The organism is Pseudonocardia aurantiaca (assembly GCF_039526725.1).
Lineage (GTDB): Bacteria > Actinomycetota > Actinomycetes > Mycobacteriales > Pseudonocardiaceae > Pseudonocardia > Pseudonocardia aurantiaca.
This window is the reverse complement of record NZ_BAAAJG010000003.1, coordinates 120,532-138,395: the sequence shown is the minus strand read 5'-3', so window position 1 is coordinate 138,395 and position 17,864 is coordinate 120,532. Positions and strand designations below refer to the sequence as shown.

The following is a 17,864-nucleotide window of genomic DNA, read 5'->3' as shown; positions in this document are numbered from 1 at the left end:
CACCTCCTTTGGGGGAGCCTGTGGAGAAGCAGAGTCACTGCCGGTCGCCGCCCGAGGAGGGGCATGATCGGGCCTATGACGCTCCCACTCTCGCCCGACGACCTGCTGTCCACCACCCGTTCCGTACGCAAGCGTCTCGACCTGGAGCGGCCCGTGCCGCTCCAGCTGGTGCGCGAGTGCATCGAGCTGGCCCTGCAGGCCCCGAGCGGCAGCAACGCGCAGGGCTGGCACTGGGTGGTGGTCACGGACGCAGACCTGCGGCGGCAGATCGGCGACTACTACCGCCGCTCCTTCGACCTCTACCGCGAGGCCCGCGCCGCGCGCGCCCGGAAGCTGAGCCCCGAGCGGGAGGCCGTGCAGGCGCGCGTCGCAAGCTCGTCGGACTACCTCGCCGAGAAGATGGGTGAGGTGCCGGTGCTGGTGCTCGCCTGCATCGCGGCGAGCGCAGAGCTGCCCGCGGAGAACCAGGCGCCGCTGTGGGGCTCGCTGCTCCCGGCGGCGTGGAGCTACCAGCTCGCGGCGCGCGCCCGCGGGCTCGGCAGCGCGTGGACCACGCTTCACCTCGGCTACGAGAAGGAGGTCGCCGGGCTGCTGGGCATCCCGCCGAACGTGCGCCAGGGGGTGCTACTGCCGACGGCGTACTTCACCGGCGAGACGTTCAAGCCGGCGCCGCGTGACCCGCTGGACACGGTTCTGCACCTCGACCGCTGGTAGGGGCGCGGGATGCGGGCGCACTAGGCGCGCGGCGCTCGGCACGAGCCGTAGCAGTGCGTCGTTGACGGTTGGGGGAGGCGCGCCGGACACGCCCACGTGGGCCCACTCGAACGGCCGAACAGTGCGTGAACAGTCAGTCACAAGGCGCGCATCCCGGTACGTTCAGGCTGCGCGTAGCACCGCAGGTCGGAGATTTCTCGTTTTCTCAACGTGAGAACAGTACGGCCGCAAACCACCCCATCCGGTACTCAAGCCGCCCTCTCCGGTGAGTTCCGGGGACTGACCGGGCTCCGGATCATCGCCGCCGCGTGGGTGGTGCTCTTCCACTTCCACTTCACGGCGCTGCCCGGAATGGCCGACGTGGTCGGGGTGCTCGGGCCGCTGCTCACGGCAGGGGCGCTGGGCGTTGACCTGTTCTTCGTGCTCAGTGGGTTCGTGATCGCCCACACCTACCTCGACCAGCTCGGGCCGGCGCTCCGCGCCGGGATCACCGCGCGGTTCGTGTGGGCCCGCCTGTGCCGCATGTGGCCTGCCTACGCCCTGGTGTTCCACCTGTTCGGGATCTGGCTCGTCGTCCGCAGCGTGCTCGGCTCCGACAGCGCGATCGCGTTCCAGAGCGTGCAGCCGGTGCTCGACGCGGGCCAGTACGTCCAGCAGCTGTTCATGGTGCAGCTGTGGGACGACCGGTACTTCGACGGCGCGTCGTGGGTGGGCAGCACCTGGTCGATCAGCGCCGAGTGGCTCGCCTACCTGTTGTTCCCGGTGGCCGCGCTCGTGTTCTTCCGCCTCCGGCGCCTGCCGGCCGTCGTGCTCGCCGCGGCTGCGCTGGCCCTGATGGCCCCGCAGGCCGTCGCGTACCTGACGACCGGCAGCCCGTACTACGACTGGAGCTGGCTGGTCCGGATCCTCTGCGGCTTCGGCGCAGGCGTGTTCGTGTACCTGGCGGTGCGCCGCATCCGATGGACGGCCCGGGCGCTGGACACCGCCTCGGTGCTCGCGGCCGTGCTGCCCGTTGCGATCGCGAGTGGGCTGCTGGCCGGTGAGCTGGTCGGCCCCGGCCGCGGCGGCGCCGTCATCGCGCTGTTCCCGCTGCTCGTCGGGGTCCTGTCCATTGCCGACCGCGGCCCGGCCCGCATCCTCTCCACGGACTGGGCCGTGCACGGCGGGCGCCTGTCGTACTGCCTCTACCTGGTGCACATCCCGATGTTCGAGATCTACTGGCTCGCGCTGCACCGGTTCTCATGGCTCGCACCGCAAACCGTGCTCGCACACATCGTCGGGGTGCTGGTGCTGCTCGCGACACTGCCGGTGGCGGCGTGGGTCTACAACTCCGTCGAGGAGCCCGCCCGGCGCCGGATGCGGCGCGCCGCGGCGGTCGTCGGCAGGCTGCCGGTGCGGGCCGGGATCGCGCTCGGGTTTCTGCGCGCCCGGCCGGCCCCACTTCCCGACGCCGGCGAGTCCACGGACGGGGCGCTGGCCACCGCGGCGTCGCGGTTCGCCGCGAAGCGCAGGGCCCTCGCGATCGCTAGTGGGCTGGATTCCGCAGGCGAGGCAACGACTGGTGCCCACGCTGCGTCCCCGCTTCGACCGCCCACGTTGGCCACGGCACTGCTCACCGCACAACGGCGCCGCCCGTCGCACCGCGCCGGCATCTGGGCCAACTACGAGCGTGCCGAGTACATCCGCGGGACATATCTCCGTGCGGGACACGCGGGCCGCCCTCTTGCGGGTGAACTGCACTCATCTGTGGGAGGGCGGCCATGCAGGCTCGGGCCGTCGCCGCCTATCAGTCCGTGGGCCCCGAGCTGAACATGATCGGCCGCACCTCGATGCCCAGGCCCTCCACGCCGGCGTCCGGGATCAGGGCGGCGAGCTCGAGGGCGCGCTCCCGGGTCTCGCAGTCGACGATGTAGTAGCCGCCCATGAACTCCTTGGCCTCCAGATAGGGGCCGTCGGTCACCACCGGCTGTCCGTCACGGACCCGCACAACGGCGCTGTCGGCCGGGATGCCGAGGGCGTGGGTCTCCACCATCTCGCCGGAGGCCTTGATCGTGTCCACGAACGCTCCGTGGCCCTTCATGATCTCCTCGCGCTGCTCATCGGTGAGCGCGTCGAGGGCCACGGGGTTGATCTGCATGATCAGCATGTACTTCACGGCTGGTCTCCTCGCTGAGTCGGTGCCGCCGACCGGCACCGTCGCGAACCAGTCGTATCCGCCGCGCCGTTCTCGACATCTGCCACCGCGCCCTTGGCAGAGACGTGGGTCACCCCGGCAGGCGGCGGAACACCGCGCGCGGCAGGTGCCGCAGCACGCTCATCAGCAGCCGCACCGGCGCCGGGGCCCACACGAGCTCGCGGCGGTTGCGCACGGCGTCCACCACGATCGTGGCGACGGCCTCGGGTGTGGTGGAGAGCGGCGCGGCCTTCATGCCCTCGGTCATCCGGGTGTGTACGAAGCCGGGCCGCACCACCGTGACGCCAACGCCGTGCGGGCGCAGCGCCTCGGTCAGGCCGCTGTAGAAGGCATCGAGGCCGGCCTTGGTGGAGCCGTAGACGAAGTTGGAGCGCCGGGCCCGCTCGGCGGCTACCGACGAGAAGGCCACCAGCGAGCCGTGGCCCTGCTCGCGCAGCTTCTCTGCGAGTGCGACTCCCACCGAGACCGCCGCGGTGTAGTTCACCTGTACCAACTCGACCGCCGTGTCTACGTCGGTCCAGGCCTTCTCGTTGTCGCCGAGGAGGCCGAACGCGACGATCGCCACGTCGATGTCGCCACCGGTGAACGCCTTGCGCACCACGTCGGCGTGGGTGTCGAGCTCGTTGGCGTCGAACGCGACCGTCTCGACGGCGCACCCGAGCCCTTCGAGCCGGGCCTTCGCGGCGTCAAGCCGGTCGGACGGGCGGGCGGCGAGCACCACCCGCAGCGGCCGGTCGGAGGCGAACGCCTCGACGACAGCGAGGCCGATCTCCGAGGTGCCGCCCATGAGCAGCACGCTCTGCGGATTACCGACTGCGTCGATCATGTCGCTTCGCTCCGGGGGTCGATCACTTCGTCAGCTCCAGCCTTCTGGCCATGTCGGAGGTGAAGACTCCCTGGGGGTCGACGGCGTCGCGCACCTTGCGCCACTCGTCGAACCGCGGGTAGCCCTTGCGGATCGTCTCGCCGCTCGCCCGCGACTCCTTCGCCAGGTACAGCCGCCCGCCCGCGCCGAGCACCAGTTCGTCCAGCTCACTGCAGAAGCGGTGCAGCCCACGGGCGATCGGGAAGTCGACGGTGATCGTCCAGCCCGGCTGCGGGAACGACAGCGGCGCCGCGTTGCCCGCGCCGAACCGCTTGAGCACGTTGAGCCCGGAGGCGTGCGGCGACTGCGCGATCTTCTCGACGACCTTGCGGAACGTCGGCTCCTCGCCGAACGGCACCAGGAACTGGTACTGCAGGAACCCGCGCGAGCCGTAGACCCGGTTCCAGTCCCCGAACAGGTCGAGCACCTGGTAGAAGGTCGTGATGTTCTGCACCGAACCACGCTGCAGCTTCGGGGCCTTGCGGTACCAGAGCTCGCTGAACGCCCGCAGCGTGTACCGGTTGGCCAGCCCGTTCGGGAAGATCTCCGGGAACGACAGCAACTGCGGCGCGTCGAACTTGAGGGGGTCCTGGCGCAGCTTCGCCGGCAGTTGGTCGACCGTGGCGAGCGAGCCGCGGGTGAGTACCGCCCGCCCGAGCTGAGCGCCCGTGGTCGTGGTGTCGAACCAGGCGGCCGAGTAGCCGTAGGTGTCGTCCGAGCCGTCGGTGAGCAGGCCCATCAGCTCGTCGAGGTCGGCGGTGCGGTCGGTGTCGACGACGAAGTACGCCGACTCGGTGCGGTGCAGCGCGACCGTGGCGCGCACGATCGCGCCGGTGAGGCCCATGCCGCCGACGGTTGCCCAGAACAGGTCGGCGTCCGGGCCCTCTGGCGTGAGCGTGCGGACGGTGCCGTCGGCCGTCACCAGGTCGAGGGAGCGGACGTGGTTGCCGAAGCTGCCCTTGGTGTGGTGGTTCTTGCCGTGGATGTCGCTGCCGATCGCCCCGCCGATGGTGACCTGGCGGGTGCCCGGCAGCACCGGCACCCACAGCCCGTACGGCAGCGCGGCGCGCATGAGGGTGTCGAGGCTGACGCCGGCGTCGAGATCCACGATCCCGGTCTCGGCGTCGATCGAGTGGATGGTGGCAAGGGCGGTCATGTCGAGCACCGTGCCGCCCGCGTTCTGCGCTGGATCCCCGTAGGAGCGCCCGAGACCGCGGGCGATGATCCCGCGGGGACCGGCGGCGGAGACCGCCGCGGCCACGTCCTCGGGGGACCGGGGGACCAGCACCGTGGCTGTGGTGGGCGCGGTGCGTCCCCACCCGCGCAAGCTCGCCGTTCGGGTCATCGCGCGACAGGTTACGCGCCCCAGGGGTGCACACCGGAAACGGGTTTGAGCCTCCACCCGATGGAGGTCACAGCCTCGCTCCCATGCCTCCGAAGAGACAGGTCCACCAGGTGACCCTGCAGCTGACGGCGGGTTCCGCCCCCGTCGCCGACCTGGGGAAGATGCTCGGCCAGACCGGCGTGAACCTCGTCGAGGTGAAGCGTCGCTACGACGAGATGAGCGCCCCGCAGCGGGGTGACGTCGTGCCCGTCGTCGTCACCGTGTTCGACGACCGCTCCTTCACGCTCGCGCTCAGGACACCCCCGACGGCGTTCCTGATCCGGCGCGCTCTGAACAGGAAGGGCTCGGCCCGTCCCGGCACCGAACCGGCGGGGACGCTCACCCGCGACGCCCTGCGCTCGATCGCCCTGCGGAAGATGCCCGACCTCAACACCACCGATCTCGACGTCGCGATGCGGACGATCGCGGGCACCGCCCGCTCGATGGGGGTGCTCGCGGAGTGAAGCGCAGGCACATGGCGCTCCTGAGGGCGTACGGCGTCCGGCTCGACGATCAGGGCAGGGAGGACCGGTCGATGCCACGCTGGACTGACTAGGGCGTGTCCGGCGGATCTTCGTCCGCGATAGCCGCGCCCAGGCGGCCCCTGTCGACACCGCCGGATCGCCCGGATACGCCCGGTATGAGGGCGATCCGGCGGCGCCGCCAGGAACCACCTGCATCACGGCTCTCATCGAACAAGATCCACCGGACACGCCCTAGCCCGGCGACGGGCACCGAACGGACACCGATCGGAATCGCCCGTGACCCGGACGTCCTAAGCTCGGCCGGGTGAGCGAGCAGCCGTCGCCTCCCGAGCCGCGCGGGATCCGGATCTCCGACGCCGACCGCGAGCGCGCCGCCGAGCGGCTGCACCAGGCGCTCTCCGAGGGGCGGATCACCCTCTCCGAGCTTGAGGAGCGGTTGGCGGTCGTCTACGCGGCGAAGTACGAGGCCGACCTGGTGCCTCCGCTCGCCGACCTGCCGGGTGCCGAGGTGCTCATCACGCCGGCCGCGGTGCCCGCGGTCCCGGCCGACGCGCCGCCGGTGGTGCTGCGTGCCGGGATGTCCACGATCAAGCGCAGCGGCGCGTGGGACGTCCCGTCGCGGCTGCGTGTGCAGAGCGCCATGGGCTCGGTCGTCCTCGACTTCTGCGACACGGTGATCTCGCACCTCCTCATCGACATCGAGGTGGACCTGGGCGCAGGCTCGGCCAAGCTCCTGGTGCCCGATGACGCCACCGCCAACGTCGACGGCGTGGTCGCGAGCATGGGCACGGTCAAGAGCAACGTCCCGTCACTTCAGCGGCCGGGCATTCCGCACTTCGTCGTGCACGGCCGGGCCGGGATGGGCTCGGTGACGGTGCGCCGCCGGTACAAGATCGCCGGCCACTTCTTCTGACCTGGCCGAGAGGCTCTCGGGCCCTCCTGAGCCGCTCGGCCCGGGGTGTCAGAGGCGGGACAACTCGTCGGTCAGGTCGTCCAGGCCGAGGCTGCCCAGCGACAGCGCCGCCGCGTGCCACGTCTTGAGGTCGAAGGCGGCACCCTTCGCGGCCCTGGCCGCGTCGCGGCCGGCGAGCCACGCGCGCTCACCGAGCTTGTAGCTGATGGCCTGCCCCGGCCATCCCAGGTAGCGGACGATCTCGCTGTCCACGAACGCGGCGGACCGCCCGGAGTGCGCGCCGAAGAACGCCCGCGCGACCTCGGGAGTCCAGGTCTCGCCGGCGTGGAGCGGCGAGTCGGCAGGCACGCGCAGCCCGAGGTGCATGCCGATGTCGATGACCACGCGGATGGCCCGCATCTGCTGCGCGTCGAGGTAGCCCAGCCGCGCGCCTGGCATCGTGAGGTACCCGAGCTCGTCCATGAGCCGCTCGGCGTAGAGGGCCCAGCCCTCCGTGTTGCCGGACACCGAGCCGACCGAGGTCTGGTAGGTCGAGAGCCGGTCGGCCAGGTACGCCCACTGCGCGAGCTGCAGATGGTGGCCCGGCACACCCTCGTGGTACCAGGTGCTGATCAGGCCCCACAGCGGGAACCTGGTCTCGCCGAGGGTCGGCAGCCAGGTGCGTCCCGGCCGGGAGAAGTCCAGCGACGGGCGCGTGTAGTACGGGGCTGCGGCGCTGCCCGGAGGGGCGATCATGGCCTCGACCGTGCGCACCGGTTCGGCGATGTCGAAGTGCGTGCCGTCGAGGGCGCTCATCGCCGTGTCCATCATCTTCTGCAGCCAGATGCGTACCTCCTCGACGCCGTCGACCGCCTCACCCTTCTCGTCGAGGTGACGCATAGCTGCCGCGGGGTCGGCGCCGGGCAGCAGCGCGTCGGCCTCCTTACGCATCTCCGCGTCGAGCCGCCGGAACTCGTCCCAGCCCCACGCGTAGGCCTCGGCGAGGTCGAGGTCGGCCCCGGTGCTCATCCGAGCGCCGATCCGGTAGCGCTCCGGCCCGACGCCGTCCGGGGTGCCCTGCGCGGCGGGTAGGTACGCGGTGGCCAGGTGGTCGCGCAGTGTGGAGGTGGCCGAAGCGGCGGCGTCGGCGGCGGACCGCAACTCGGTGCGCAGCGAGGCCGATGTGCCGTCCGGAGCGGTAGCGACGAACTCGTGGAACCACGAGCCGCCCTCGCGTGCCAGCCACTCGTCGAGCTGACTCACCACGGTCTCCGCCTGCCGCGGCGCCGAGAACATCCCGCGGCTCGCGCCCTCGCTGAGCGACGCCATGAAGCCGGCGTACGACTGCGGCACTCGCGCCATCCGGCGCGCGACCACGGCCCAGTCGTCCGGGGTCGTCGTGGGCATCATCTGGAACAGCTGCCGGACCTGTGCGTGCGGGCCGAAGATGTTGCGCAGGGACCGCAGGTGCTCGCCGGCGTCGCTCGTCGCGAGGTGGGCCTCGAGTCGCTCCCGCAGCAGTCGCGCGCACCGGCGGTCGTCGTCGTCCGAGACGTCTGCCGTGGGCAGCGCGGCGAGCACCGAACGGGCGAGGTCGTCGAGCCCGTGCTGGCCCTCGGGGGAGAGGTCGGGGACACGGTCGTCGCCAGGGTGGGTTCCCAGCGAGGTCGCGTAGCGCGTGTCGAGGTCGGTGAGTCGGCGGACGTAGTCGTCGGCGAGCGCGCGCACGCCGGTTCCAGAGGCGTTGGTGGTCATTTTGACCATCCTGCCTCCCGGGCGGGACGTTGTGCTGCTGCCGATACCCTGGGGCGCGTGACCACGACCGAACCCGCTGCAGCCCCGGCCCAGCTCGGCCTGGGGGCCCAGCTGAGCCGCTTCGTCGCGGTCGGGGTGCTGTCGGCGCTCGTCGACTTCGGTGCCTACCAGGGCCTTCTGGCCCTCGGCACGTGGGTGCACGCGGCGAAGGCCATCAGCTTCATCCTCGGCACCACCACGGCGTACCTGCTCAACCGGCGGTTCACGTTCGGGGCGAGCCAGGGCGGGTCGGCGCGGTTCGCCGGGTTCGTGCTGCTCTACGGCACCACGTTCGCGATCAACATCGGCATGAACGCGCTCATGCTCGCCGTGCTCCCCGCGATGCCGCTGCGCGTCAGCCTGGCGTGGGTCATCGCGCAGGGCACAGCCACCGCGATCAACTTCGTGATGCTGCGCACGGTGGTCTTCCGCCGCTGACGCGCAGCGCCCGTCAGGGCCGTTGGAACCGCTCCGCCCGGCCCTGGCGCACCAGCCGCACCCACTGCAGGAACTCCCGGGGGCTGCGCTTCGTCACGAGGAAGTACCAGGCGAACCGCGGCACCTCCAGCATCCCGACCTTGCGCATCCCGGGCTGCGACACCAGGAACCCGCGGTTGCGGTAGGTGTAGTACCGCTTGATCGGGTCGTCGGGGTCGCGGGCGTGCAGTCGCCCGCCGAGCATCGGTTTGTCGTCGTTGCCACCCGCCGGGTGCAGGTAGGCCGCCCGCAGCGACGTGCCGAACGGGAGACCTGAGCGCACCAGCCTGCGGTGCACTTCCACCTCGTCGCCGCGGACGAACAGCCGCAGGTCCGGCACCCCGATGACGTCGAGCGTGGAGGCGCGGAAGAGCGCGCCGTTGAACAGCGCGGCGATGCCGGGGAGCAGCTCGTCGTCGGCGCCGTGCTCGACGTCGGCGGCCAGCTCCGCCCGGGACTTGTGCCAGGTGAGCCCGCGGCGAACGGGGAAGGCCAGCCTGTCGGGTTGGTCCTTGTCGGCCACGGTCGGCGAGACGGCGGCGAGCCCGCGCCGCTCCGCGAGGTCGACGAGCGTGGCGAGGGTCGTCTCGTCGGCGGGGTGGCCGTCGTCGTCGCCGAGCCAGATCCACTGCGCGCCCATCGCGAGCGCCTGCAGCATCCCGAGGGCGAACCCGCCGGCACCGCCGAGGTTGGTCCACGACGGCACCCACGTCGCAGGCATGCCACAGGCCTCGACGACCTCACGGGCCGGCTTATCCGGTCCGTTGTCGACGACGATCAGATGCGCGATGGGGTGCGACTGCTTCGCGAGCGCCCCCAGCGAGTCGACGAGCTGCTCGGTCCGGTGGCGGGTGACCACCACAGCGACGACCGACCCTGGCGGGAGCGGGGTCGAGTTCACCGGGCGTCGATCTCGGCCAGCACGTCACGTCCCTTGTAGTGGTGGAGCACGTCCCGCAGCGGGCCGTGCTCGCGGATGGTGCCGTGTTCCATCCAGATGGCGGTGTCGCAGAGGTCGGCCAGGAACTCGTCGGAGTGCGAGGCGAACACCAGGATGCCCGAGCGCTCCACGAGCTCGTTGAGCCGAACGCGTGCCTTCGCGAGGAACTCCGCGTCGACCGCGCCGATGCCCTCGTCGAGCAGCAGGATCTCCGGGTCGATGCTTGTGACCACGCCGAGCGCGAGCCGCACCCGCATGCCGGTGGAGTAGGTGCGCAGCGGCATCGAGAGGTAGTCGCCGAGCTCGGTGAATTCGGCGATGTCGTCGATGCGCGACTCCATCTGCTTGCGCGTCATCCCGAGGAACAGGCCGCGGATGAGGATGTTCTCCATCCCGGAGATCTCCGGATCCATCCCGACGGCCAGGTCGAACACCGGCGCGACCTTGCCGGCGACCGACGCCCGGCCGCGGGTGGGCTCGTAGATGCCCGACATGAGGCGCAGCAGCGTGGACTTGCCGGCGCCGTTGTGCCCGACGAGAGCCACCCGGTCTCCCTTGCGCAGCGACACGTTGATGTCGCGCAGCGCCTCGATGACCGGGACCTTCGAGTCGGTGCCGATGCGCCCGCCCGCCCGGCCGAGCACGGCCTTCTTCAACGACCGCGTCTTCGCGTCGAAGATCGGGAAGTCGACGGCGGCGCCGGCGATGTCGATGCTGACCATGCGTCCCTCAGACCCAGTACGCCACGCGGGCGCGGTAGTTGCGAAGGCAGACGAGCGCGGCGAGGCAGCCGACCACGGTGATGGCACCGACGACGATCCAATGGTGCCCGACGATCGGGGAGCCGAGCAGCGGCTGGCGCAGGATCTCGACGAAGTGCATCACCGGGTTGAGCTCGGCGATGCGCGCCCGCTCGGCCACGGCCGGGTTGCGCAGCAGCGTGTCGTACTGCCAGACGATCGGCGTCATGAAGAACAGGAGCTGCGTGAGGCTGGCGATGATCGGGGGGATGTCCCGGAAGCGGGTGGCGATGATGCCCGACAGCACCGCGATCCACGCTCCGTTGAGGACCAACAGCGCGAACGCCGGGATCGCGAGCAGCACGGTCCAGCTGAGCGGCTGCGGGAAGATGACCACCAGCACGGCCCAGATGACAAGGTTGTGCAGGAAGAACAGCGTCTGTCGCCACACCAGCCGGTACACGTGCAGGCTCAGCGGGGCGGGGAGGAACTTGATCAGTCCCTCGTTCGCGATGAAGACCTCGCTGCCCTCGAGGATGCAGCCGCTGATGAAGTTCCAGATCAGCAGGCCGGTGGCCACGTAGGGCAGGAACGTCCGGATGTCCTCGCCGAAGAGGGCGCCGTAGAGGATGCCCATCGCCGTGGCGATCACGGCCATCGAGATGCTGATCCACAGGGGCCCGAGCACGGAACGCCGGTACCGCTGCTTGATGTCCTGCCAGCCCAGGTATCCCCAGAGCGGGCGCTGCTTCCAGCCCTGCCTGAGGTCGCCGAACGCCCGCTGCCAGCTGCGCGAGCCCGGGGCGTCGACCGCGATGGGCGGCACGGACGTCGCCTCCTCGGCCCGGTCGTCACCGGTGGTCATCGTCTGAGCCACCAGGGGAGGGTACCGGCGTCCACTCCGGGGCTCGTGGGCGGTGCTTGCGTGCGGAGGCCGTTCCGAGTGCGTAAGCGGGGGCCCGGGGCCGGGCGCGCCCGAGCGACGGGACCGGCGACACGAACGGGCATTTCCGGCGTCACCCGTTCGCGCGTGAATCCGTGCCCTACAGGTACTGCCCCGTACCCCGGCCGAGGCCGGGCTCCGGGCCGGGCTGCTGCGGCGTCGAACCGGGCGGCAGGCCCCTGCGCATCTGCTCCAGCTGCTGGCGGGCGGCCATCTGCTGGGCGAAGAGCGTGGTCTGGATGCCGTGGAACAGCCCTTCGAGCCACCCGACGAGCTGCGCCTGGGCGATCCGCAGCTCCGCGTCGGACGGCGTGCTGTCGTCCGTGAACGGAAGGCTCAGACGGTGCAGCTCGTCCCGCAGCTCCGGGGCGAGACCGTCCTCCAGCTCCTTTATCGAGTTCTCGTGGATCTCGCGGAGGCGGTTGCGGGACGCCTCGTCCAGCGGCGCCGCCCGCACCTCCTCCAGGAGCTGCTTGATCATCGTGCCGATCCGCATGACCTTGCCCGGCTGCTCCACCATGGAGCCGACTCCCTGCTCCTCCGCGTCGTCGTGCGACTGCGGGACCCGCGCCATACCGACCGGCCGGCCGTCCGGTCCGATGACCATGACCTGCTGGTCGCCGTTCTCGTTGCCGTTCTGCCCCGTTGGCTGGCTCATGCATCTACCGTATCGGGGCTGCCCTCTTCCTGTTGCTGTGACCGCTTACCGGACGAGCAGCAGCTTTCCCACGACGCCGCCCTCGTCGAGCTGCCGGTGCGCCTCGCGGGCGTCCTGCATCGGCACGGTGCCATGCACGACCGGGCGCACCCGGCCCTCGGCGAACATCGGCCATACCTGCTTGCGCACACCCGCGACGATGGCGCCCTTGCCGTTGGGCCCGTGCACCGGACGCCCCCGCAGGCTCATCGCGGTGATACTGGCCCGCTTGCGCAGCAGCTTGTTGATGTCCAGCTCCGCCTTCACGCCGCCCTGCATCCCGATGATCATCAGGCGGCCGTCGTCGGCGAGGGCGGCCAGGTTGGCGGCCAGGCCCTTGGCGCCCATGTTGTCAAGGATGACGTCGGCACCGTGGCCGTCGGTGGCCTTCTTGAGCTCGGCGGGGATGTCGTCGTGGTAGTCGATGGCGATGTCGGCCCCGAGCTCGCGGCAGCGCTCCAGCCGGTCCGGGGCGCCTGCGGTGGCCGCGACCCGCGCCCCGAGCGCCTTCGCCACCTGGATCGCGTGGGTCCCGATGCCGCTGGTGCCGCCCTGGATGAGGAACGTCTCGCCGGCGGCGAGACGCCCGGTGTTCACGACGTTCGACCACACCGTGCTCGCCACCTCGGGCAGCCCGGCCGCCGCCACGAGGTCGACGCCGTCGGGGATGGGCAGTACCTGGACCGCAGGCACGGCGACCTTCTCGGCGTAGCCGCCGCCCGCGAGCAGCGCGCACACCTCGTCGCCCACCTGCCAGCCCGCGACGTTGCCCTCGCCGACCGCGACGATCCGGCCGGAGCATTCCAGTCCGATGATGTCGGACGCCCCCGGCGGCGGCGGATAGAGGCCCTGGCGCTGCAGCAGGTCGGCACGGTTGACCCCGCTGGCCACGACGTCGATGAGGACCTCGCCGGGCCCGGGGACCGGGTCGCGGACCTCGGTCCACTCGAGGACGTCCGGGCCGCCGGGCTCGCGCACGGTGATCGCATGCATGGGCCGACGCTATTCGGTCGAACCCGGTCCCGTCGATCCGGCAGGGTGCCGGCATGACGCCCGAGCCATGGCCCCTGCGCCACCTGGTGCTGCGCACTCCGCGCCTCGAACTGCGGCCGGACGAGGACGCCGGGCTGCTCCAGCTCGTCGAGGAGGCCCACCTCGGCGTCCATCCGCCGGACGAGATGCCGTTCCTCGTCCCGTGGACCGACGCCGAGCCCGAGCACCTGGGCATGCGGTCGCTCCAGTGGTACTGGTCCCAGCGCGCGGCGCTCGCCCCGGAGCGGTGGACGATCAACTTCCTCGTCCGGGTCGGCGGGCGTGTCGTCGGGACGCAGGGGCTCACGGGCGAGGACTTCGGGATCCGGCGGGAGGTCGTGACCGGCTCCTGGATCGGGCTCCGGCACCAGGGCCGCGGCATCGGGACCGAGATGCGGGCGGCCGTGCTGGCGTTCGCGTTCGACCACCTCGGGGCGGCGCAGGCCCGCTCGTCGGCGTTCTCCGACAACCACGCCTCGCTCCGGGTCTCGCAGCGGCTCGGCTACCGCCCCGACGGGACCGCGACGGTGGTGCGCCGGGGGAAGCGCACCGAGGACGTGCGCCTGATCCTCACGCCGGCGGAGTTCGTGCGTCCGGACTGGAACCTGGAGGTCGACGGGTTCGACGCATGCCGCGCCCTCCTCGGTGCCTGACGCGGCGCCGCGTGGCAGGTCGGCCCAACCGCGAGCCTCAGCCGAGGTCGACACCCCGACCGAACGTGTCGCAGCGCGCCGGGTCGCCGGTCTGGTAGCCCGTCGTGTACCAGCGCTCCCGCTGCGCGGAGCTTCCGTGGCTGAACTGGCTCTCGTCCACGCGCCCGCCGCCGAGCTGGCTCTGGATGAAGTCATCGCCGATCCGTTCGGCGGTGTCGAGGGCGGCGTTGACGTCCTGCTGGGTGATGTCGGTGATCAGCGGCCGACCCGACGCGGTCGGCACCGACTTCGCGTGGTTGGCCCAGACGCCCGCGTAGCAGTCGGCCTGCAGTTCGAGGCGCACCGAACCGGATGTCGGCCCGGTCTCACCCGGCCGCACGCGCTCGGACGTGCCGAGCAGCGACTGGATGTGGTGCCCATACTCGTGCGCGATGACATAGGCGCGCGCGAACGGGCCGCCCTGCGCGCCGAATCGCGTCTCCAGCTCCTTGAAGAACGAGAGGTCGATGTAGATCTCGTTGTCGGCCGGGCAGTAGAAGGGGCCGACGTCGGAGGTGGCGCTGCCACAGCCGGTGCGCACGCCGCCGCTGAAGAAGTTGGTGCGCGGCGGCTGGTAGGTGATGCCGGAGCGGGCGAACGTGTCGCTCCAGTAGCCGTCGAGGGAGTTGACGACGGCGACGACCTCACAGTCCAGATGCGTGCTGGCATCTGCGCCGGTCCGGCAGTTCGACGCCGCCTGCGAGGTGTCGGCGGTCTGGCCGTTCGGGAGCCCGGAGAGGCCACCGGGCAGGGCGAGCCCGCCGCCGCCGGCACCGCCGACGCCTCCGAGCTGGGAGAGCAGGAAGAACAGGATCAGCCCGACGACACCGAGCCCGCCGCCGCCGAGCGCGACGCGGCCACCCAACCCGCCACCGCCGCCACCGCCGCTGCCCCGCAGATCGTCGATCTGCGAGGTGTCGAGATCGGCGTTCTCGTCGAACCGCATCGCTTCCTCCCGCGTCGGGCGTGATCCCACCACATACCCGTATCGCGGCGTTGTGAAGACCGCGTCGGGAGTCACCCTCCGTTCATGATCACCTGAAAGTGTGACGCCATGCCGCGTCGCTCCCTAGCGTTGACCGTCGCTGCCGCGCTCGCCGCGGTGGCCGCCCCCGTCCTGTTCGCCGGACCCGCTGCCGCCGCGCCGGCGGACCAGATCCGGGTGGCGACCTTCAACGCCTCCCTGAACCGGGCCGTCCAAGGGGAGCTGGTGGCCGACCTGTCGAACCCGGACGACCCGCAGGCCCGCGAGGTGGCCGAGGTGGTGCAGCGCGTCCGGCCCGACGTGCTGCTGATCAACGAGTTCGACTACGCGCCCGCCGCCGTCGACCTCTTCCGCGACAACTACCTGGAGCGCGGCCAGAACGGCGCGCAGCCGATCGAGTACCCGCACGCGTTCATCGCCCCGTCCAACACGGGGGTGCCGAGCGGGTTCGATCTCAACAACAACGGCACCGTCGGCGGCCCCGACGACGCGCTCGCCTTCGGGCTGTTCCCCGGCCAGTACGGGATGCTGGTGCTCTCCCGGTTCCCGATCGACACCGCAGCCGTCCGGACGTTCCAGAACTTCCTCTGGAAGGACCTCCCCGGCGCGCGGCTCCCGGCGGGCGGCTACTACACGCCGGAGGAGCTGGCGGTTCTCCCGCTGTCGTCCAAGTCGCACTGGGACGTGCCGGTGCGGGTCGGCAAGCGCACAGTCCACGTGCTGGCGAGCCACCCGACGCCGCCCACCTTCGACGGCCCGGAGGACCGCAACGGCCTGCGCAACGCCGACGAGATCGCGTTCTGGCGGCAGTACGTGCAGCCCGGCAAGGCTGCCGACGCGCTCTACGACGACAAGGGCAAGCGTGGTGGTCTCGGCGGCGGTGAGCGCTTCGTCATCCTCGGCGACCAGAACTCCGACCCGCTCGACGGCGACTCTCTCCCCGGTGCGGCGCAGCAGATCCTCACCGCGCACCGCGTGATCGACTCCGCTCCCGGCTCCGACGGCGCGGTCGAGGCGGCACAGCTGCAGGGTGGCCCGAACCTCACCCACCGCGGCGACCCGCGCCTGGACACGGCCGACTTCGGCGAACCCGCTCCCGGCAACCTCCGCGTCGACTACGTCCTGCCGTCCAAGCCCATGGACGTTGTGGGGAGCGGGGTGTTCTGGCCCGTGAAGGCCGACCCGCTGGCCCGGCTGAACGACGCGTCCGACCACCACGCGACCTGGGTGGACCTGCGGGTGAAGTGAGCCCTCCGCGGGCTACGCTTCCGGGCAGGGAAGCGTGGCAGAGCGGCCGAATGCACTCGCCTTGAAAGCGAGAGACCCGCAAGGGTCCGGGGGTTCAAATCCCTCCGCTTCCGCTGATCTGACCAGCAACAACGCCGGGACGGGCGAGGTGTTCGTTCCGGCGTTGCTGCGTTGGTTGCAGTTCTGGTTGCAGTTCACCGCTCAGGCGGCCTGGTGGGCGCACCCGGGCGCTTCACGAGGGCACCGGGCGGGTCACGCGGCCTATCGGTGGGCCGGTCCGCCGAGGATCGGACGCTGTGTCGCCACGCGTTCTTCGTTGTCGCGGAAGCGTGGCTCGTAGTGGGTGAAGAACACCTTGCCGACCAGGTCGCGGCGGCTGCGGACGCCTGTCTTTTCGAAGATGCTCTTCAGGTGCTGTTGCACGGTGTGGGTGGAGACGACGAGCTCGTCGGCGATCTGGGCGGTGGAGAAGCCCTGCAGGGTCAACCGGGTCACGTCACGCTCGCGCTCGGTGAGGCCGTAGGCCGACATCAGTAGCGGGTAGATACGCGCTGGGTGCGCCGGCTCGATGATGACGGCGACTCGGTGCTCGCGGGCGGAGAGCAGGTTCGCGCCGTGCAGCACCACCCAGGTACCGCCGCGGGAGAGCACCCGGGCGAGCGCGACCTCGCCTGGCCGGTCGCGGGACTTGGCGGTGCGTAGGGCGCGGGTGGCCACCGAGAGCACCGCGGGGGGCAGCGCTGCGCCGTCGGCGTCGCCACCCGGGAGCTCGGACAGCCAGCGATCCGTTCCCGGCGTCGCGGACTCGACGTCCCCGCGGTCGTTGAGGATGATCAGTCCGGGTGACTCGAGGCCCTCAGGGTCGGTGGCCGCGCCGACCAGCAGCGCCCGTCGGGTGCCCTCGGCAAGGTGGGGAGCGAGGCTGCGCAGTAACTCTTTCTCGTCGCTGGTGAACAGTGGGCGGCCCGGTTCTCGATACAGGGCTGCCGCTCCCCACATTTCGCCGGAACGGTTCCTCAGCGCGACGATCATTTCTTGATCGCCGCCTAGTTTCATGTTCCGGTGCCAGCGGGGACTGCGGCGTGGGTCGCCGCGGGTGGCGTCGTGCAGCGTGGTGATGCCGCTGGCCGACCGGGCCAGGTCGGCAAGCTGGTTGACATCATCGTCGTAATACTCGGCGGTCAAGCACTCGGGCGGGAACTCCGCAAGGTTCTCCTGGAAGTGGCTTGTGATCAGCAAGGACGCGGGGTCCACGCTGTAGGAGCAGGGCTCCCAGTAGTGCGGAATCGCCTCCGCGAGTACGTCGGTGACGTCCCGCCACAAGGTCACTAGGTCGTTCGGTCGCGCCGCCACTTTCGCGATCTTTTCCGCGGCGCGCTGTGAGGTCGGCTTCGGCATGGCCGCTCACGGTACGGCGGCTCGCGTGGCCGCTAGATACCAGATTTGTGGAATGGTCCGTTCGGCGGATCTCTTAGTAGCGTCGAGGGCATGTCTCATCGGCCAAAGAGGTTCTTCGCCGACCGCGTCCGAAGATTGCACGCGCACATGTCTCGATGCCATCCGCTGCGGTCGAAGCCATGAGTCCCGAGGAGTTGGAGACAGCATTGGAGGACGCTCTCGTCCTGCGCGATGTCGATGGCGTAGCCGGGCTGTTCGAGCCGGCCGGGGTCCTCGACGCGGGCCCCGGGTTGCGCGCCGGGGACGCCCCGAGATCCGGCGGGTCGTCGGCGCGCTGTCCACCGAGCACGGGTTCCTCGCCGGTTCCGGCGTCGTCGTGCAGCA

At 70.9% G+C, this 17,864-nt stretch carries 19 protein-coding genes and 1 tRNA gene; 9 read left to right on the top strand and 11 right to left on the bottom strand.

The features are described 5' to 3' along the window. Positions 1–75 precede the first annotated feature (75 nt). Together ABD143_RS05195 and ABD143_RS05190 are read left to right on the top strand one after the other, a co-directional pair. The gene (locus ABD143_RS05195; RefSeq protein WP_343971948.1) at positions 76–714 is read left to right on the top strand and encodes a nitroreductase family protein; all 639 of its coding nucleotides are present in this window, start codon (positions 76–78) and stop codon (positions 712–714) included. Positions 715–924: 210 nt separating this feature from the next. Continuing rightward, positions 925–2,523: an acyltransferase family protein gene (locus ABD143_RS05190; protein ID WP_343971945.1), complete on the top strand. Its 1,599-nt coding sequence runs from the start codon at positions 925–927 to the stop codon at positions 2,521–2,523. On the opposite strand, the gene ABD143_RS05185 is transcribed toward ABD143_RS05190, so the two are convergent. The 3 genes from ABD143_RS05185 to dprE1 all read right to left on the bottom strand — a co-directional run bounded on the left by ABD143_RS05185 (position 2,501) and on the right by dprE1 (position 5,118). Next, on the bottom strand, positions 2,501–2,869 hold the full coding sequence (locus ABD143_RS05185; RefSeq protein ID WP_343971942.1) for a YciI family protein: 369 nt from the start codon (positions 2,867–2,869) through the stop codon (positions 2,501–2,503). The genes ABD143_RS05190 and ABD143_RS05185 overlap by 23 nt on opposite strands. A gap of 109 nt (positions 2,870–2,978) precedes the next feature. Then, complete coding sequence (gene dprE2 / locus ABD143_RS05180) at positions 2,979–3,734, bottom strand: decaprenylphospho-beta-D-erythro-pentofuranosid-2-ulose 2-reductase (protein WP_343971939.1); 756 nt, start codon at positions 3,732–3,734, stop codon at positions 2,979–2,981. 22 nt (positions 3,735–3,756) lie between these two features. Beyond that, positions 3,757–5,118 (bottom strand): decaprenylphosphoryl-beta-D-ribose oxidase, encoded by a 1,362-nt coding sequence (gene dprE1, locus ABD143_RS05175; protein WP_343971936.1) that lies wholly within the window; start codon positions 5,116–5,118, stop codon positions 3,757–3,759. An 83-nt stretch (positions 5,119–5,201) separates the two neighbouring features. Between dprE1 and ABD143_RS05170 the strand changes: the two genes are divergently transcribed. Beyond that, positions 5,202–5,621, top strand: a complete 420-nt coding sequence (locus ABD143_RS05170) for an uL11 family ribosomal protein (RefSeq protein ID WP_343971933.1) — start codon at positions 5,202–5,204, stop codon at positions 5,619–5,621. Between the two features lie 325 nt (positions 5,622–5,946). Further along, positions 5,947–6,555: a DUF1707 SHOCT-like domain-containing protein gene (locus ABD143_RS05165; RefSeq protein WP_343971930.1), complete on the top strand. Its 609-nt coding sequence runs from the start codon at positions 5,947–5,949 to the stop codon at positions 6,553–6,555. Positions 6,556–6,603: 48 nt separating this feature from the next. Here ABD143_RS05165 and ABD143_RS05160 read toward each other — a convergent pair whose 3' ends face one another. After that, positions 6,604–8,289, bottom strand: a complete 1,686-nt coding sequence (locus ABD143_RS05160) for a DUF885 domain-containing protein (RefSeq protein ID WP_343971927.1) — start codon at positions 8,287–8,289, stop codon at positions 6,604–6,606. A gap of 57 nt (positions 8,290–8,346) precedes the next feature. Here ABD143_RS05160 and ABD143_RS05155 point away from each other — a divergent pair, with 57 nt between their 5' ends. Then, the gene (locus ABD143_RS05155; protein ID WP_343971924.1) at positions 8,347–8,766 is read left to right on the top strand and encodes a GtrA family protein; all 420 of its coding nucleotides are present in this window, start codon (positions 8,347–8,349) and stop codon (positions 8,764–8,766) included. Positions 8,767–8,779: 13 nt separating this feature from the next. Here ABD143_RS05155 and glfT1 read toward each other — a convergent pair whose 3' ends face one another. From glfT1 to ABD143_RS05130, 5 genes are all read right to left on the bottom strand, one after another. After that, a complete protein-coding gene (gene glfT1 / locus ABD143_RS05150) occupies positions 8,780–9,706 on the bottom strand; it encodes a galactofuranosyltransferase GlfT1 (RefSeq protein ID WP_343971921.1) in 927 nt (308 codons plus the stop codon). Next, on the bottom strand, positions 9,703–10,467 hold the full coding sequence (gene wzt, locus ABD143_RS05145) for a galactan export ABC transporter ATP-binding subunit Wzt/RfbE (RefSeq protein ID WP_343971918.1): 765 nt from the start codon (positions 10,465–10,467) through the stop codon (positions 9,703–9,705). The genes glfT1 and wzt overlap by 4 nt, the downstream gene beginning before the upstream one ends. A gap of 7 nt (positions 10,468–10,474) precedes the next feature. Beyond that, positions 10,475–11,350, bottom strand: coding sequence for a galactan export ABC transporter permease subunit Wzm/RfbD (wzm, locus tag ABD143_RS05140; protein ID WP_343973343.1), 876 nt, complete (start codon positions 11,348–11,350; stop codon positions 10,475–10,477). A 178-nt stretch (positions 11,351–11,528) separates the two neighbouring features. Then, complete coding sequence (locus ABD143_RS05135) at positions 11,529–12,086, bottom strand: bacterial proteasome activator family protein (protein WP_343971915.1); 558 nt, start codon at positions 12,084–12,086, stop codon at positions 11,529–11,531. Positions 12,087–12,131: 45 nt separating this feature from the next. Further along, complete coding sequence (locus tag ABD143_RS05130) at positions 12,132–13,118, bottom strand: NAD(P)H-quinone oxidoreductase (protein ID WP_343971912.1); 987 nt, start codon at positions 13,116–13,118, stop codon at positions 12,132–12,134. Between the two features lie 53 nt (positions 13,119–13,171). Between ABD143_RS05130 and ABD143_RS05125 the strand changes: the two genes are divergently transcribed. Next, positions 13,172–13,810, top strand: coding sequence for a GNAT family N-acetyltransferase (locus ABD143_RS05125; protein WP_343971909.1), 639 nt, complete (start codon positions 13,172–13,174; stop codon positions 13,808–13,810). Positions 13,811–13,847: 37 nt separating this feature from the next. On the opposite strand, the gene ypfJ is transcribed toward ABD143_RS05125, so the two are convergent. Then, the gene (gene ypfJ / locus ABD143_RS05120; protein ID WP_343971906.1) at positions 13,848–14,795 is read right to left on the bottom strand and encodes a KPN_02809 family neutral zinc metallopeptidase; all 948 of its coding nucleotides are present in this window, start codon (positions 14,793–14,795) and stop codon (positions 13,848–13,850) included. A 108-nt stretch (positions 14,796–14,903) separates the two neighbouring features. Between ypfJ and ABD143_RS05115 the strand changes: the two genes are divergently transcribed. Together ABD143_RS05115 and ABD143_RS05110 are read left to right on the top strand one after the other, a co-directional pair. Next, positions 14,904–16,082 (top strand): endonuclease/exonuclease/phosphatase family protein, encoded by a 1,179-nt coding sequence (locus tag ABD143_RS05115; protein ID WP_343971903.1) that lies wholly within the window; start codon positions 14,904–14,906, stop codon positions 16,080–16,082. A 28-nt stretch (positions 16,083–16,110) separates the two neighbouring features. Beyond that, a tRNA-Ser gene (locus ABD143_RS05110) sits at positions 16,111–16,195 on the top strand. Between the two features lie 148 nt (positions 16,196–16,343). Here the strand turns inward: ABD143_RS05110 and ABD143_RS05105 are convergent. Beyond that, positions 16,344–17,480: a helix-turn-helix transcriptional regulator gene (locus tag ABD143_RS05105; protein WP_343971901.1), complete on the bottom strand. Its 1,137-nt coding sequence runs from the start codon at positions 17,478–17,480 to the stop codon at positions 16,344–16,346. A 179-nt stretch (positions 17,481–17,659) separates the two neighbouring features. On the opposite strand from ABD143_RS05105, the gene ABD143_RS05100 reads away from it, so the two are divergent. After that, the coding region (locus ABD143_RS05100; protein WP_343971899.1) for a hypothetical protein at positions 17,660–17,864 on the top strand (205 nt) is incomplete at its 3' end.